Raw genomic sequence first — 13,632 nt, 5'->3', positions numbered from 1 at the left:
GGCTGGGGTGGGGGTGTCGCCGCGATGGGACCAGCCATTATGCGGAGAGAGCCCCCACCCGCCGCGCTCTTCGAGCGCAGCGGCCTCCCCCGCAAGCGGGAGAGGCGTGGGCAGCGCGCCTGCCGCACGCGTTCACTACTCCCCCTCGTCGCTCGCCAGCACGCCCTTCACTGCGCGGGCCCAGCCGGCGAGCTTGCGGTCGCGCGTGGCTTCGCTCATCGCAGGCCTGAAGCGGTGTTCGAGCCGCCAATTGTCGGCGAATTTCGCGGGCTCCGGATAGACGCCGGCCTCGAGGCCGGCGAGATAGGCCGCCCCTAACGCTGTGGTCTCCTGGATCATTGGACGATCGACCGGTGCGTTGAGCAGGTCGGCGAGCCGCTGCATGGTCCAGTCCGATGCCGTCATGCCGCCGTCGACGCGCAGCACGGTGTTGGCGGCATTGGCCTCCGGCCAGTCGGTGCGCATCGCGGCCCACAGGTCGAAGGTCTGGTAGCAGACGCTCTCCAAGGTCGCATGCGCGATCTCGGCCGGGCCGGTGTTGCGGGTCAGCCCGATCAGCGCGCCGCGCACCCGCGGATTCCAGTAGGGCGCGCCCATGCCGACGAAGGCCGGCACCAGATAGACGCTCTGCATTGAGTCGGATTTATCGGCAAGCGGCCCGGTCTCGGCGGCGTGCTTGATGATGCCGAGCCCGTCGCGCAGCCATTGCACCGCGCTGCCGGCGACGAAGATCGAGCCCTCGAGCGCGTAGGTGCGCTGGCCATTGAGCTGATAGGCGATCGTCGTGAGCAGCTTGTTCTTCGAGGCGACCGGCGTGGTGCCGGTGTTGAGCAGTGCGAAGCAGCCGGTGCCGTAGGTTGACTTCATCATGCCGGGCTCGAAGCAGGCCTGGCCGATGGTCGCGGCCTGCTGGTCGCCGGCGATCCCTGAGATCGCGATCGGGCCGCCGAACAGATCAGCGGTGCTCTCGCCGAACCGGGCGGAGGAATCCTTCACCTCAGGCAGCATCGAGCGCGGCACGCGCAAGAGGTTGATGAGGTCGTCGTCCCAGGCGCCGGTGTGGATGTTGAACAGCAGCGTGCGCGAGGCGTTGGTGGCGTCGGTCGCGTGCACCCGGCCGCCGGTGAGCCGCCACAACAGATAGCAGTCGACGGTGCCGAACAAGAGCTCGCCGCGCTCGGCGCGTTCGCGCGCGCCCGGCACGTGATCGAGTATCCAGGCGACTTTCGTCCCCGAGAAATAGGGGTCGATGATCAATCCTGTTTTGGCCGATATCCCGGGCTCATGGCCTTCGCTCTTCAGTTTGGCGCAGATGTCGGCAGTGCGGCGGTCCTGCCAGACGATGGCGCGATGCACGGCCTGGCCGGTGGCGCGGTCCCACACCACGGTGGTCTCGCGCTGGTTGGTGATGCCGATCGCGGCGATGTCCTTCGCCTTCAGCCCGGCCTTCTCCAGCGCCTCGCGGCACACCATCACGGTCGAGGTCCAGATGTCCTCCGGCTCGTGCTCGACCCAGCCGGAGGCCGGAAAATGCTGCGGAAACTCCTGCTGCGCGACCGCGGCGATGGAGATGTCGCTGCGAAACACCATCGCGCGCGACGATGTGGTGCCCTGATCGATGGCCAGCACGAAAGACATGAGCGTTTCCCTTTAGGCGTCGTAACAGGCGCCAAGGGAGCGGATTACCGCGGCGAGGTCAAGATTGCTGGTGCGTGTGGCGGGATGGTCGAAGCAAAAGCCCGCGACGGTATCAATCCCGTCATCCTGAGGTGCGCGAAGCGCGTCTCGAAGGATGCACGGGCACAGTCGGGCCGTCGACCCTTCGAGACGGCCGCTACGCGGCCTCCTCAGGGTGACGGTGACGGACTAGATGCCGGGAGAGAAGCAGCAGCGCCGATCACATCGGCCGGTAGGTCCGCACATCCCCTGGCACGTTGACGCCGATCTTGATCGCGCCGACCGAGCGGATGATGTCGTCGCCGAGCAGCTGGGCGAAGCAGGCATAGCCCCAGTCGTTCATGTGCAGGCCGTCGGCGATGACGAAATCGTCGATCGGGATCGCCTGTTTCTCGTGCCATTCGCGCATCACCTCGAAGCGCGGGAAGATGCCGACATGGCGCAGCGCGGCGATGCGGCCGAGCAGCTTCACCATGCCGCGAGCGCTCTCGGGGCGCTCGGTGACGCGCGGCGAATATTGCGGATCGACCAGCACGATATCGGCACCGTCGGCCTGAATGCGCGCGACGCCGTCCTCGACCTGCTTGGCGGTCTCTGACGGATCGAGGTTGCGCAGCACCGCGTTGGTGCCGACCTGCCAGATCACCATGTCGGGATGCATGTCGATCACTTCGGTCTGCAACCGCTTCATCATCTCGGGTGCGTCCTCGCCGCCCTTGCCGCGATTGAGCACGGTGATGTCGGCCGACGGATACTGCCGGCGCAGCTGCGCGGCGAGCCGGTTCGGATAGGTGAATTCCGGTGCCGACGAACCGTAGCCCTGGGTCGAGGACGAGCCGAACGCGATGATGACGACCGGCTTGCCGGCGGCGAGCTTGGCTGCGACATGCGGCAGCGAGCCGGTGCTGTTGGGCACGCCGGTCGGTTGATGACAGGGCACGCGGTGGAAGATATCGCTGGCGGATTTTGCGACCTGCTTCACCTTGTCGAGCGCCTTCGCGGCGACGCCCGGTTGTGGCTGCGGACTGGCCGCGTCGGCTTCGATCGCGGCGGGCTTCGCCGCATCAGGCTTGGTTGCTTCAGTCTTTGCTCCTGATGACAGCGCCGCATGCTGGTCGGCCTGGCCGGTCTGCGCGCACAACGGCACGACCGAGAGCGGCGCGAGCAATACGAGCGCCGCAACGGCGCGCAGGCTCCGCCCTGCGGCGAAACGAAAAGGGAAGGCAAAACGCATCAACTCGGCTTCCTCTAATTCTGCTGCACCGGGCCCAGATGAGCCGCATCGATCACGAATTTCGCCAGTGCGCGGCCGAGACAGGCATGAACCTTCTTGGCCAGGTCGACACCATGCGAGGTGCTGAACAGGTCAAAATATCCGGCGTCGCTCCACTGCTTCATTATCGCGAACCGATCGAACAGCGGAACGTCGTGCTGCTGTGCCACCACCTTGATGTTGTCGAGATATGGCGGCGCAGAGATCATCGTTTCCGTACGCGGGCTGTATTGCAGATTGACCAGCACCACGTCGGTCCCGGCGCCCCGCAACGCAACAACGCCATCGTTGATGGCGGTGCGGAAATCGTCAGGATCGACTGCTCGCATAGCATCGACCGTCCCGGTCTGCCAGATAACCAAAGTAGGCTTTTTTGCTTCGACAAGCTTAACGAGGGTTCCCGCGGTCTCCTCGGCGGTGCTCTTTGCCTGTAATTCTACGGATAGATCGATGGTTGCCGCCGGAAACGCCTCCTTCAGCGCCGCCTGCAGCTTGGCCGGATAGGCGCTCGCCTCGTTGCCGGGGATGGTCGAGGAACGGCTGCCCACCACCAGCACGTTGAGCGGCTGATTGGCCTTCACCGCGTCGTTGACCTTCGGCAGCGAACTCTCGCTCGAAAGCAGATAGGCCGGCACGTCGCAGGGCGGCGCCGGTGCAGGCTGCTCGGGGGTGTCGCCGGCGCGCGCGGGCGCGGCCGCCAAACAGGCGGCCAGCAGCATCAGGCCTAGCATCGTCCGCGCGGACTTCATGCTCCCCCTCCCGCCAGATCGGCGTTGCCGGCGGCACCTTTTTTCGAGGCGCCTTTGTCGGCGGAGTGCTTGTACCACGAAATAATCCACGCCATGCCGCACATGATGAGGATGCCGAAGACGCTGATCAAGGCGTGCAGTGCGGCACCGCCAGACACTTCGGCAAGCACGAAGTGACCGGCGAAGGCGAGGAAGACCCCGAGACAGAATATCTCAAGCGAATGCTGGCCACACAGGATCAAAGGTCGCAGCCAGGGCGATTTCAGGCCCGGCCAGTCCCGCGGCAGGAAGCGCACGGTGAGAGCTGCGAGCGCCAGGAAGTGCGCGAACCGCAACACGTCTAGGTCGGTCTTGTTGATCGGATACATCCATTGCTCGATTACCTTCGGCATGATGTGGCCGAGCTGCGGCACGTACCAGGTCAGGGTCACGAAGAACGCAGCGACCAGATAGACGATGCAGATCCACATCGTGATGTTCGACGACAGGATGCGCGACATCCGCCGCGCGCCGCCGAGCGCGCACCAGGCGCCGAACACGAACAGCAATTGCCAGGCGAACGGGTTGAACGCCCAGAAGCCGTTCGGATAGGCCGAGAGGTAAAGATCGAACTGCCAGGTCAGCGCGTAGAGCAGGACCGACAGGCCGAGCGTGACATCGGGCTTCCACTTCATCAGCCACAGGATCAGCGGCAGGAACAGCATCAGCACGATATAGAGCGGCAGCACGTCCATGTTGACGGGGCGGAAGCGCAGCAGCAGCGCCTGCACGATGGTGACGTCGGGCTGCTTCAGGAAGTCCATGATCCCCATTTCTTCAGAGTAGAGCGGGTTCTCGAACGAGGTCGCGACATAGGAGATCTCGGCGAGGAAGATCGTGAACAGGAAGACATGCGCGACATAGATCTGCCAGACCCGGCGCAGGATTCGCGCAGTCGCGATCACGAAGCCGCCCTCCAGCATCGCGCGGCCATAGACGAAGGCCGCGGTGTAGCCGGAGATGAAGATGAAGATCTCGGTGGCGTCGGAGAAGCCGTAATTGCGGATCGTCAGCCAGGTCAGAAGATTGGTCGGCAGATGGTCGATGAAGATCAGCCACAGCGCGAGCCCGCGGAACAGATCGAGGCGGAGTTCGCGCTCGCCGGTCACCGGCAGCGTGATCGCGGGCGCCGCCGCCACGGCCCTCGCCTTGACCTCGGCATCGACCTTTGCCTCGGTTTTGGCGTCAGCCACCGGCGAACCGGCTATGGGATCGGCAATCGAGCTCATCAAACACCGTGTCGGCCGCGGACGCCCCGCATGCCCAGCAGAAAAGATAATATCGGTCCGCAACTTGCCGACAAAGCACAGAGTGCGGCGACATGCGGCCGCGCTTTAGAGCGGAACTATGTTGAAACCACGATGAATGGACCGCCCCGGGGGCCGGCGTTTCATGACCCGGCAGGCGATTGGTTCCGGCTGACCAATTGGCTATGATGGCACACTGTTTGAGCGTGATCCCTTTGAAAGGGATCACGCACCAAGACCATCGGATTGAGCCGAATGTACCGCGCCGTTACCCGCCAGATCGAAGTCACCGTCGAGCCGAACTTCATGCCGGAGCGCTCGTCGATCGACCGGCGCGAGTATTTCTGGTCGTACAAGATCGTGATCGTCAATTCGGGCCCGGAAACGGTGCAGCTGCGGACGCGGCACTGGATCATCACCGACGCCACCGGCCGCCGCCAGGAGGTGCGTGGCGAGGGCGTGGTCGGCGAACAGCCGGTGCTCGCGCCCGGCGAACGCTTCGAATACACCTCCGGCGTGCCGCTGCCGACCGCCTCCGGCTTCATGACCGGCAGCTACCAGATGGTCACCGAAGCCGGCGAGCGCTTCGACATCGACGTGCCGACATTCTCGCTCGACAGCCCGAGCCCGGACGGGAAAAGGGTGTTGAATTGACGCGCGTCCATGCGCGTCATCGCCGGGCTTGACCCGGCGATCCATCGCTTCAGTAAACGCTCTTGCTATGATGGATGGCCGGGTCGAGCCCGGCCATGACAGACTTGTTACTCCACGCCCGCTTCCTGCGGCGTGAACTCGTAGACCGACGAGCAGAACTCGCAGGTGACGACGACCTTGCCGTCCTTGACCATCTCGGCGCGATCGTTTGGCGCAAAGCTCTTCAGCATCGACGACACCGCATCGCGCGAGCAGGAGCACTGCGCGCGCAGCGGTTGCGGGTTGAAGACGCGCACGCCGCGCTCGTGGAACAGGCGGTACAACAGCCGCTCGCCGGAGAGATCGGGATCGATCAGCTCGACATCCTCGACGGTGGAGATCAGCGACTGCCCCTCGACCCATGCGTCGTCATCCGGCACGCTGTGCGTGGCCGTGCCCTCCGGCGCATCGCCGGGATGCAGATCGGCCTGCTTGGCACGTTCGGGTGCCTTGGGCAGGAATTGCAGCAGGATGCCGCCGGCGCGCCAGTGCAGCTTGCCGCCTTCGCCGCCGCGCATCTCCTCGCCGATCGCGAGCCGCACCCGCGTCGGAATCTGCTCCGAGCGCAGGAAATATTCGTGGGCGGCCTCTTCCAACCCGCCGCCGTCGAGCGCGACCAGGCCCTGGTAGCGGCTGGTGTTGGAGCCCTGATCGATCGTCATCGCAAGGTGGCCCTTGCCGAGCAGCTCACCCGAGCTCTGCCCGTCCTTGAGGCGCGCCACATCGTAGCGCGCATAGGCACGCAGCCGGTCGGGCGCCTGGAAATCGACGATCAGGAGCGAGACCGGACCTTCGGTCCGGGTCTGCAGGATGAAGCGGCCCTCGAACTTGACCGACGAGCCGAGCAGCGTGGTCAGCACGATGGCCTCGCCGAGCAGCTTGCCGACCGCCGGCGGATAATCGTGCTTGTGCAGGATCTCGTCGAGCGCCGGGCCGAGCCGGGTCAGCCGGCCGCGCAAGTCCAACGCGCCGACCTCGAAGGCCAGCACGGCATCGTCGACAGGAACCGCCGAGGGCGCGCGAATGGGCGTCTCGGCCTGGATTTTGATGTCGGGGGATTGTGAAACCATGGCGCTCTATCTGGGGTCTCGGACCGCAAAACGAAAGGGGTTCACTCAACGAGAGATCGTCGTCCCTGCGAAAGCAGGGACCCATAACCACAAGAGTTTGTCGTGACACAAGGCGTCTCCCCTTGTGCCTTTTCCACGGGCCGCGGCGTATGGGTCCCTGCTTTCGCAGGGACGACAGTTGTGGACGCTTACGCGACCGTGTCGAAACACCAGGCCAGAATGCCCTTCTGCGCATGCAGGCGGTTTTCCGCCTCGTCGAACACCACCGATTGCGGGCCGTCGATCACCTCGTCGGTGACCTCCTCGCCGCGATGCGCGGGCAGGCAGTGCATGAACAGCGCGTCCGGCTTGGCGAGCGACATCAGCTTGGCGTTGACCTGATAGGGCTTCAGCACGTTGTGGCGGTGCTCGCCCTCCTTGTCGCCCATCGACACCCAGGTGTCGGTGACGACGCAGTCGGCGCCGCGCACGGCGGCTTCCGGATCGGTGCCGAGCATGATCGGCGCGCCGGTGGCCTTGATCCAGTCCCGCATCGGCTTCTTCGGCGAGAGCTCGGGCGGCGTCGCGATGTTAAGATTGAACTTGAAGCGCTCGGCGGCGTGCGCCCACGAGGCCAGCACGTTGTTGTCGTCGCCGGTCCAGGCCACGGTCTTGCCCTCGATCGAGCCGCGGTTTTCCTCATAGGTCATGAGGTCGGCCATCACCTGGCATGGATGCGAACGCCGGGTCAGGCCGTTGATGACGGGCACGGTGGCGTGAGCGGCGAGCTCGAGCAGTGCGTCATGGTTGAGGATGCGGATCATGATCGCATCGACATAACGCGACAGCACGCGCGCGGTGTCGGCGATGGTCTCGCCGCGGCCGAGCTGCATCTCGGCGCCGGTCAGCATGATCGATTCACCGCCGAGCTGGCGCATGCCGACGTCGAACGACACCCTTGTGCGGGTCGACGGGCGCTCGAAGATCATCGCCAGCGTCTTGCCTTCGAGCGGCTTCCTGCCCTTCTCATGCGCCTTCAGCTTCGCCTTCATGGCGGCTCCGGCGGAAAGCATGTTGCGCAGCTCGCCGAGCGGCAGCTCGTTGATGTCGAGGAAGTGACGGACCGGCTTGCTCATTATCCAGCCGCCTTCTTCGGCTGCGGCGCCGATAGCACAGAACAGGCGCGCTCGAGCGCCGTGATCGACTGGTCGATCTCGGCCTCGGTGACGATCAGGGGCGCCAGGAACCGCACCACATTGTCGCCGGCGCCGACGGTGAGCAGCTTCTCGTTGCGCAGAGCTGCGATCAGATCGCCCGACGGCACCACCGCCTTGACGCCGATCAACAGGCCCTCGCCGCGCACCTCCGACAGCACGCCGGGATAGCGGTCGACGACGGAAGCGAGCTTCTGCTTGAGCAGCAGCGACATCTTCTGCACGTGCTCGAAGAAGCCGGGCTTGAGCATGACGTCGAGCACGGCATTGGCGGCAGCGACCGCGAGCGGATTGCCGCCGAAGGTCGAGCCGTGCGAGCCAGGCGCCATGCCGGCCGCAGCCTGTGCGGTCGCCAGCACTGCGCCGATCGGGAATCCGCCGCCGAGCGCCTTCGCCAGTGACATCACGTCCGGTGTAACGCCGGTGCGCTTGTAGGCGAACAGTTCGCCGGTGCGCCCCATGCCGGTCTGCACCTCGTCGAATGCGAGCAGCAGGCCATGCTCGTCGCACAGCGCACGCAGCGCCTTGAAGAAGGCCTGCGGCGCCGAGCGCACGCCGCCCTCGCCCTGCACCGGCTCGATCAGGATGCCGGCGGTGTGCGGGCCGATCGCCTTCTTTACCGCCTCGATGTCGCCGTGCGGCACCTGGTCGAAGCCGTCCATCGGCGGGCCGAAGCCTTCGAGGTATTTCGCCGAGCCGGTCGCAGCCAGCGTGCCCAGCGTGCGGCCATGGAAGGCGCCTTCGAAGGTGATGATACGGTAGCGCTCGGGATGGCCCTTGGAGAAGTGATAGTGGCGGACCAGCTTGATCACGCCCTCCATCGCTTCCGCGCCGGAATTGCAGAAGAACACGAAGTCAGCAAAGCTCTGCTCGCACAGCCGCGCGGCCAGCACCTCGCCGTCCGGGCTCTTGAACAGGTTCGACATGTGCCAGAGCTTGGTCGCCTGTTCCTGCAGCGCCTTGACCAGATGCGGATGCGCGTGTCCGAGCGCGTTCACCGCGACACCCGAGGTGAAATCGAGATAGCGGTCGCCGTTGGTTGCGATCAGCCAGGCGCCCTCGCCGCGCTCGAAGCCGAGATCGACCCGGGCGAAGACGGGGAGCAGATGCGACGAGGCGTTGGTCATGGCGTTCACTGCCGATTTGAAACCGTCAATTGCTGCGCGCCTTGACGCCAACGCAGCAACCGCCAGCTTCGGAAAACAAAACGGCCGCCTTTGCGGGCGGCACGTGCGGGTCATTCTATGCGGCGGCCGGTCAGTGTCAATCGCCAGGAGCCGGCCTTTGCCGGCCTTCCTGCAATGCGAAACCTGCGCAATCCGGAGCATTCCGGTGCGGTGGAAAAGCCGCACAGCAATGCTTAACTTTGTGGGAACATGTGGACGCACGGCCGCGGACTCTTGCGCCAGAGTCACGCCATATTGTAGCGTTTGGCCTGTCGGGTACGACATCTCGTGCGGCAGTACTGGACCCTCTAAGTAGCCTTCGTGTCTCGCGTAAAACGTTCGGGCGCAACACCGTGCCCGGCGAGGGCTAAAGGATTCTGGCCGCAGGGATATTTGTCCAGATTGGCTCGCAGCGCCGCTCCGCTAACTGGCCGGCGCCATGCGAAAGGAAGAATGTGATGACTGTATTGACATGGTCCGACGATCGCGTCGAGCAGCTGAAGAAACTCTGGGAATCCGGCCTTTCGGCCAGCCAGATCGCGGCGGAACTTGGCAATGTGACGCGAAACGCCGTGATCGGTAAAGTGCATCGGCTCGGCCTCTCGGGCCGCGCCAAGGCCCCCTCCACGGCTGCACCGCGGCAGCGCAAGGCCCGCCCCGCCCAGCACATGATGCGGGTGGCGCGCCCGGTCTCGCGCGGCAACACCGCGCTCGCGCACGCTTTCGAGGTCGAGATGGAGCCCGATCCGATCTCCTTCGACAATGTGGTGCCGATGAGCCAGCGGCTGTCGCTGCTCGAGCTCAACGAGGCCACCTGCCACTGGCCGGTCGGCGATCCCTCGAGCCCGGAATTCTTCTTCTGCGGCGGCAAAGCGCTCGCCGGCCTGCCCTATTGCGCGCATCACTCGCGCGTCGCCTACCAGCCCGCCGCCGATCGCCGCCGGCCGTCGGCGAAGCCACAGATCAAGTAAGCACTCGGGAAACTGCTTGGACTGCAAAAACAAATCCCCGCGAAAGCGGGGATTTTTTGTGCGAGGCGTAGCCCGGATGCAGCGAAGCGAAATCCGGGGCGGTGTTTGAAGCGGAGAACGCACGACATCACCGGCGTGTTCCGGGCCTTTGGCGCATTTGCGCAATAGGCCGGGACGACGGCGTGTTGCGGTCTATGATTACTGCACGGCCTTACGGCTGCGGCTCGGCCTTTGCGAAGCGGTCGTCGAGCGCATAGCCGGCACCGCGCACGGTGCGGATCGGATCCTGCTCGCGGCCGGGATTGAGCAGCTTGCGTAGGCGGCCGATATGCACGTCGACGGTGCGCTCATCGATATAGATGTCGCGGCCCCAGACGCTGTCGAGCAGCTGTTCGCGGCTGAACACGCGGCCGGGATGCTCGAGGAAGAATTCGAGCAGCCGATACTCGGTCGGACCGAGATCGATCGGACGTCCCGAGCGTGCCACGCGGCGCTTCTCGCGGTCGAGCTCGATGTCGCCATAGGTCAGCACGGTCGCAAGCCGCTCCGGGCTCGCACGGCGCAGCAGGCCCTTCACCCGTGCCAGCAGTTCCGGCACCGAGAACGGCTTGACGATGTAGTCGTCGGCGCCGGTGGCAAGCCCGCGCACGCGCTCGCTCTCCTCGCCGCGCGCGGTCAGCATGATGATCGGAAGCTGCTTGGTCTCGGGCCGCGCCCGCAGACGGCGGCACAGCTCGATGCCGGAAAGGCCCGGCAGCATCCAGTCCAGTACCACGAGGTCGGGAACGCGCTCCTTCAGGCGGGTGTCGGCATCGTCGCCGCGCCCGACCGTTTCGACATCGTAGCCTTCCGCATCGAGGTTGTAGCGCAACAGTGTCGTCAGCGCTTCCTCGTCTTCGACTACCAGAATGCGTGCGCTCATCGGTTTAAGTTCTCTCTCTGTGGTGATCCGTTGCCCAGACGCAAACCGAAACGCTTACTTTCCTGAGCATAATCCCCGCGGAAACGACTTGTCGTGAAGACAATCCGGCCCCGCGCTTGCGGATCATGTTCTAGGTACCCGGCACCGTGGTGGCAAAGTTGGTCATGTCGCCCTTCGGGCGCTTGTCGGTGATCTGCTGGCCCTCGATCATGTAGAACACGGTCTCGGCGATATTGGTGGCGTGATCGCCGATCCGCTCGATGTTCTTGGCGCAGAACATCAGATGGATGCAGAACGAGATGTTGCGCGGATCCTCCATCATGTAGGTCAGCAGCTCGCGGAACAGCGAGGTGCAGATCGCATCGACCTCCTCATCGCCCTTCCAGACGTTCATCGCCGCCGGCAGATCGTGCGCGGCATAGGCGTCGAGCACCGACTTGACCTGCGACAGCACGAGGTCGGTCATGTGCTCCAGGCCGCGGATCAGCTTCAGCGGCTGGAAGTCGCTTTCCAGCGCCGCGACGCGCTTGCCCATGTTCTTGGCGAGGTCGCCGATCCGCTCGAGGTCGGTGGCGACGCGCATCGCGCTGACGATTTCACGCAGGTCGATCGCCATCGGCTGGCGGCGGGCGATCGTCAGCACCGCGCGCTCTTCGATGACGCGCTGCAGATTGTCGATCTCGATGTCGGCGGCGACCACGCGCTTGCCGAGCGCGACGTCGCGACGGATCAGCGCGTCGACCGACTCGGTAATCATCCGCTCGACGAGCCCGCCCATCTCGGCGACCAGGCGGGTCAACTCCTGCAGGTCGCTGTCGAATGCCTTGGCGGTATGTTCAGAAGCCATCGCTTGTCTCCCTCAATCATGATCCCGGGGATCATGATTTCGTGTCCTCAGTTTCGCATGATCCTTGCGCAAACGCTTCGCGTTTGTCGCGGGAAAACCGGTGCGGCTTTCCGGATCATGCTCTAGCCGAACCGGCCGGTGATGTAGTCCTGGGTGCGTCGATCGCTCGGCGAGGTGAAGATCTTGTTGGTATCGTCGAACTCGATCAGCTCGCCGAGATACATGAAGGCGGTCTTGTCGGAGACGCGCGCCGCCTGCTGCATGTTATGGGTGACGATCGCGATTGTGTAGTCCTCGGAGAGCTCCTGGATCAGCTCCTCGACCTTGGCGGTCGAGATCGGATCGAGCGCCGAGCACGGCTCGTCGAACAGGATCACCTCGGGACGCACCGCCACGGTGCGCGCGATGCACAGGCGCTGCTGCTGGCCGCCCGAGAGCGACAGGCCGGAGGCGTTCAGCTTGTCCTTGACCTCGTTCCACAGCGCGCCGCCGCGCAGTGCCTTCTCGACCCGGTCGTCCATCTCGGACTTCGAGATCTTCTCGTAGAGGCGGATGCCGAAAGCGATGTTCTCGTAGATCGTCATCGGAAACGGCGTCGGCTTCTGGAACACCATGCCGACCCGCGCACGCAGCAGATTGAGGTCGAGCTTGGGATCGAGAATGTTGGTCTGGTCCAGCATCAGCTGGCCGACCGCGCGCTGGCCCGGATAGAGATCATACATCCGGTTGAAGATGCGCAACAGGGTCGACTTGCCGCAGCCGGACGGGCCGATGAACGCCGTGACGCGGTTGGTGCCGAGCGTCAGGTTGATGTTCTTCAGCGCGTGGTGCTCGCCGTAATAGAAGTTGAGGTTGCGCACCGTGACTTTCGGCGGCGCTTCCGGCAGCGGCACCTGCGGAACATGGCTCGCGGCAGTCGTGGAGACGGAAAGCTCGGTCATTTTGCGGCCCTTTCGGCACCAAGGATACGCGCGCCGATATTCAGCGCGAGCACAGTGAAGGTGATGAGCAGCGCACCGCTCCACGCCAGCTCTTTCCAGTAGGCGTAGGGGCTCTGCACGAAGTTGTTGATGGTCACCGGCAGGTTGGCCATCGTCTTGGTCAAATCCCAGCTGAAGAACTGGTTCGACAGCGCAGTGAACAGCAGCGGCGCGGTTTCACCGGCGACACGGGCGGTCGCCAGCAGCACGCCGGTGATCAGACCGCTACGCGCAGCACGATAAGCGATCCGCTTGATCACCAGCGAGCGCGGCAGGCCGAGCGCGGAGGCCGCCTCGCGCAGCGGATTGGGCACCAGCAGCAGCATGTCCTCGGTGGTGCGCAGCACGACCGGGATCACGATCACGGCGAGCGCGAGACTGCCTGCGATCGCCGAGAAGCCGCGCATCGGCACCACCACCGCACCATAGATGAACAGGCCGATGATGATCGAAGGCGCGCTGAGCAGAATGTCGTTGATGAAGCGGATCACCGAGGTGAGCTTGTCGTGCTTGCCGTACTCGGCAAGGTAGGTGCCGGCGAACAGGCCGAGCGGCGCGCCGATGCCGACGCCGATCACCGTCATGATGACCGAACCGACGATGGCGTTGAGCAGACCGCCATCGGTCGAGCCCGGCGGCGGCGTGTTCTGGGTGAACAGCTGCACGCTGAGGCCGGCAACGCCGTTATAGAGCAGCGTGATCAGGATCAGCGCCAGCCAGGTGACGCCGAACAGCGCCGCACCGACACAGAGTGCGCGGATGACGATGTCGCTGCGGCGGCGGGATTTGTAGATCGGGTTCATGG

At 64.7% G+C, this 13,632-nt stretch carries 13 protein-coding genes; 2 read left to right on the top strand and 11 right to left on the bottom strand.

The window, feature by feature from the left end:
• Positions 1 to 135 precede the first annotated feature (135 nt).
• From glpK to Q0030_RS15765, 4 genes are all read right to left on the bottom strand, one after another.
• On the bottom strand, positions 136 to 1,638 hold the full coding sequence (gene glpK, locus Q0030_RS15780; protein WP_298368595.1) for a glycerol kinase GlpK: 1,503 nt from the start codon (positions 1,636 to 1,638) through the stop codon (positions 136 to 138).
• 259 nt (positions 1,639 to 1,897) lie between these two features.
• Entirely contained in the window at positions 1,898 to 2,911 is a 1,014-nt protein-coding gene (locus tag Q0030_RS15775) for an SGNH/GDSL hydrolase family protein (RefSeq protein ID WP_298368593.1), read from the bottom strand.
• Between the two features lie 14 nt (positions 2,912 to 2,925).
• Positions 2,926 to 3,699 (bottom strand): SGNH/GDSL hydrolase family protein, encoded by a 774-nt coding sequence (locus tag Q0030_RS15770; RefSeq protein ID WP_298368591.1) that lies wholly within the window; start codon positions 3,697 to 3,699, stop codon positions 2,926 to 2,928.
• The gene (locus Q0030_RS15765; protein ID WP_298368589.1) at positions 3,696 to 4,967 is read right to left on the bottom strand and encodes an OpgC domain-containing protein; all 1,272 of its coding nucleotides are present in this window, start codon (positions 4,965 to 4,967) and stop codon (positions 3,696 to 3,698) included. Before Q0030_RS15765 ends, Q0030_RS15770 begins: the two co-directional genes overlap by 4 nt.
• A gap of 273 nt (positions 4,968 to 5,240) precedes the next feature.
• Between Q0030_RS15765 and apaG the strand changes: the two genes are divergently transcribed.
• The gene (apaG, locus tag Q0030_RS15760) at positions 5,241 to 5,639 is read left to right on the top strand and encodes a Co2+/Mg2+ efflux protein ApaG (protein WP_092123063.1); all 399 of its coding nucleotides are present in this window, start codon (positions 5,241 to 5,243) and stop codon (positions 5,637 to 5,639) included.
• A gap of 107 nt (positions 5,640 to 5,746) precedes the next feature.
• On the opposite strand, the gene Q0030_RS15755 is transcribed toward apaG, so the two are convergent.
• The 3 genes from Q0030_RS15755 to Q0030_RS15745 form a co-directional block, all read right to left on the bottom strand.
• Complete coding sequence (locus Q0030_RS15755) at positions 5,747 to 6,748, bottom strand: Hsp33 family molecular chaperone (protein ID WP_298368586.1); 1,002 nt, start codon at positions 6,746 to 6,748, stop codon at positions 5,747 to 5,749.
• Between the two features lie 188 nt (positions 6,749 to 6,936).
• Positions 6,937 to 7,863 carry an ornithine carbamoyltransferase gene (gene argF, locus Q0030_RS15750; protein ID WP_298368584.1) on the bottom strand — a complete coding sequence of 309 codons (927 nt, stop codon included), beginning with the start codon at positions 7,861 to 7,863 and terminating at the stop codon, positions 6,937 to 6,939.
• Positions 7,863 to 9,068, bottom strand: a complete 1,206-nt coding sequence (locus Q0030_RS15745) for an aspartate aminotransferase family protein (protein WP_298368583.1) — start codon at positions 9,066 to 9,068, stop codon at positions 7,863 to 7,865. Before Q0030_RS15745 ends, argF begins: the two co-directional genes overlap by 1 nt.
• Before the next feature lie 497 nt (positions 9,069 to 9,565).
• On the opposite strand from Q0030_RS15745, the gene Q0030_RS15740 reads away from it, so the two are divergent.
• A complete protein-coding gene (locus Q0030_RS15740) occupies positions 9,566 to 10,078 on the top strand; it encodes a GcrA family cell cycle regulator (protein ID WP_021076557.1) in 513 nt (170 codons plus the stop codon).
• Positions 10,079 to 10,289: 211 nt separating this feature from the next.
• On the opposite strand, the gene phoB is transcribed toward Q0030_RS15740, so the two are convergent.
• The 4 genes from phoB to pstA all read right to left on the bottom strand — a co-directional run bounded on the left by phoB (position 10,290) and on the right by pstA (position 13,630).
• Positions 10,290 to 11,000: a phosphate regulon transcriptional regulator PhoB gene (gene phoB, locus Q0030_RS15735; protein WP_016844067.1), complete on the bottom strand. Its 711-nt coding sequence runs from the start codon at positions 10,998 to 11,000 to the stop codon at positions 10,290 to 10,292.
• A 130-nt stretch (positions 11,001 to 11,130) separates the two neighbouring features.
• Positions 11,131 to 11,847, bottom strand: coding sequence for a phosphate signaling complex protein PhoU (phoU, locus tag Q0030_RS15730; protein ID WP_050403109.1), 717 nt, complete (start codon positions 11,845 to 11,847; stop codon positions 11,131 to 11,133).
• Positions 11,848 to 11,969: 122 nt separating this feature from the next.
• A complete protein-coding gene (gene pstB, locus Q0030_RS15725; protein ID WP_050403108.1) occupies positions 11,970 to 12,788 on the bottom strand; it encodes a phosphate ABC transporter ATP-binding protein PstB in 819 nt (272 codons plus the stop codon).
• Positions 12,785 to 13,630, bottom strand: a complete 846-nt coding sequence (pstA, locus tag Q0030_RS15720) for a phosphate ABC transporter permease PstA (protein ID WP_298368574.1) — start codon at positions 13,628 to 13,630, stop codon at positions 12,785 to 12,787. Before pstA ends, pstB begins: the two co-directional genes overlap by 4 nt.
• Positions 13,631 to 13,632: the final 2 nt, after the last annotated feature.

Origin of the sequence: uncultured Bradyrhizobium sp. (assembly GCF_947648125.1) — a bacterium.
GTDB lineage: Bacteria > Pseudomonadota > Alphaproteobacteria > Rhizobiales > Xanthobacteraceae > Bradyrhizobium.
Note: the sequence above shows the minus strand (reverse complement) of the source record. Positions and strands in the feature narration are given on the sequence as shown.

Coding starts and splice junctions, on each gene's coding strand:
- glpK (WP_298368595.1), bottom strand. CDS start 1,638: ATGTCTTTCGTGCTGGCCATCGATCAGGGCACCACATCGTCGCGCGCG.
- Q0030_RS15775 (WP_298368593.1), bottom strand. CDS start 2,911: ATGCGTTTTGCCTTCCCTTTTCGTTTCGCCGCAGGGCGGAGCCTGCGC.
- Q0030_RS15770 (WP_298368591.1), bottom strand. CDS start 3,699: ATGAAGTCCGCGCGGACGATGCTAGGCCTGATGCTGCTGGCCGCCTGT.
- Q0030_RS15765 (WP_298368589.1), bottom strand. CDS start 4,967: ATGAGCTCGATTGCCGATCCCATAGCCGGTTCGCCGGTGGCTGACGCC.
- apaG (WP_092123063.1), top strand. CDS start 5,241: ATGTACCGCGCCGTTACCCGCCAGATCGAAGTCACCGTCGAGCCGAAC.
- Q0030_RS15755 (WP_298368586.1), bottom strand. CDS start 6,748: ATGGTTTCACAATCCCCCGACATCAAAATCCAGGCCGAGACGCCCATT.
- argF (WP_298368584.1), bottom strand. CDS start 7,863: ATGAGCAAGCCGGTCCGTCACTTCCTCGACATCAACGAGCTGCCGCTC.
- Q0030_RS15745 (WP_298368583.1), bottom strand. CDS start 9,068: ATGACCAACGCCTCGTCGCATCTGCTCCCCGTCTTCGCCCGGGTCGAT.
- Q0030_RS15740 (WP_021076557.1), top strand. CDS start 9,566: ATGACTGTATTGACATGGTCCGACGATCGCGTCGAGCAGCTGAAGAAA.
- phoB (WP_016844067.1), bottom strand. CDS start 11,000: ATGAGCGCACGCATTCTGGTAGTCGAAGACGAGGAAGCGCTGACGACA.
- phoU (WP_050403109.1), bottom strand. CDS start 11,847: ATGGCTTCTGAACATACCGCCAAGGCATTCGACAGCGACCTGCAGGAG.
- pstB (WP_050403108.1), bottom strand. CDS start 12,788: ATGACCGAGCTTTCCGTCTCCACGACTGCCGCGAGCCATGTTCCGCAG.
- pstA (WP_298368574.1), bottom strand. CDS start 13,630: ATGAACCCGATCTACAAATCCCGCCGCCGCAGCGACATCGTCATCCGC.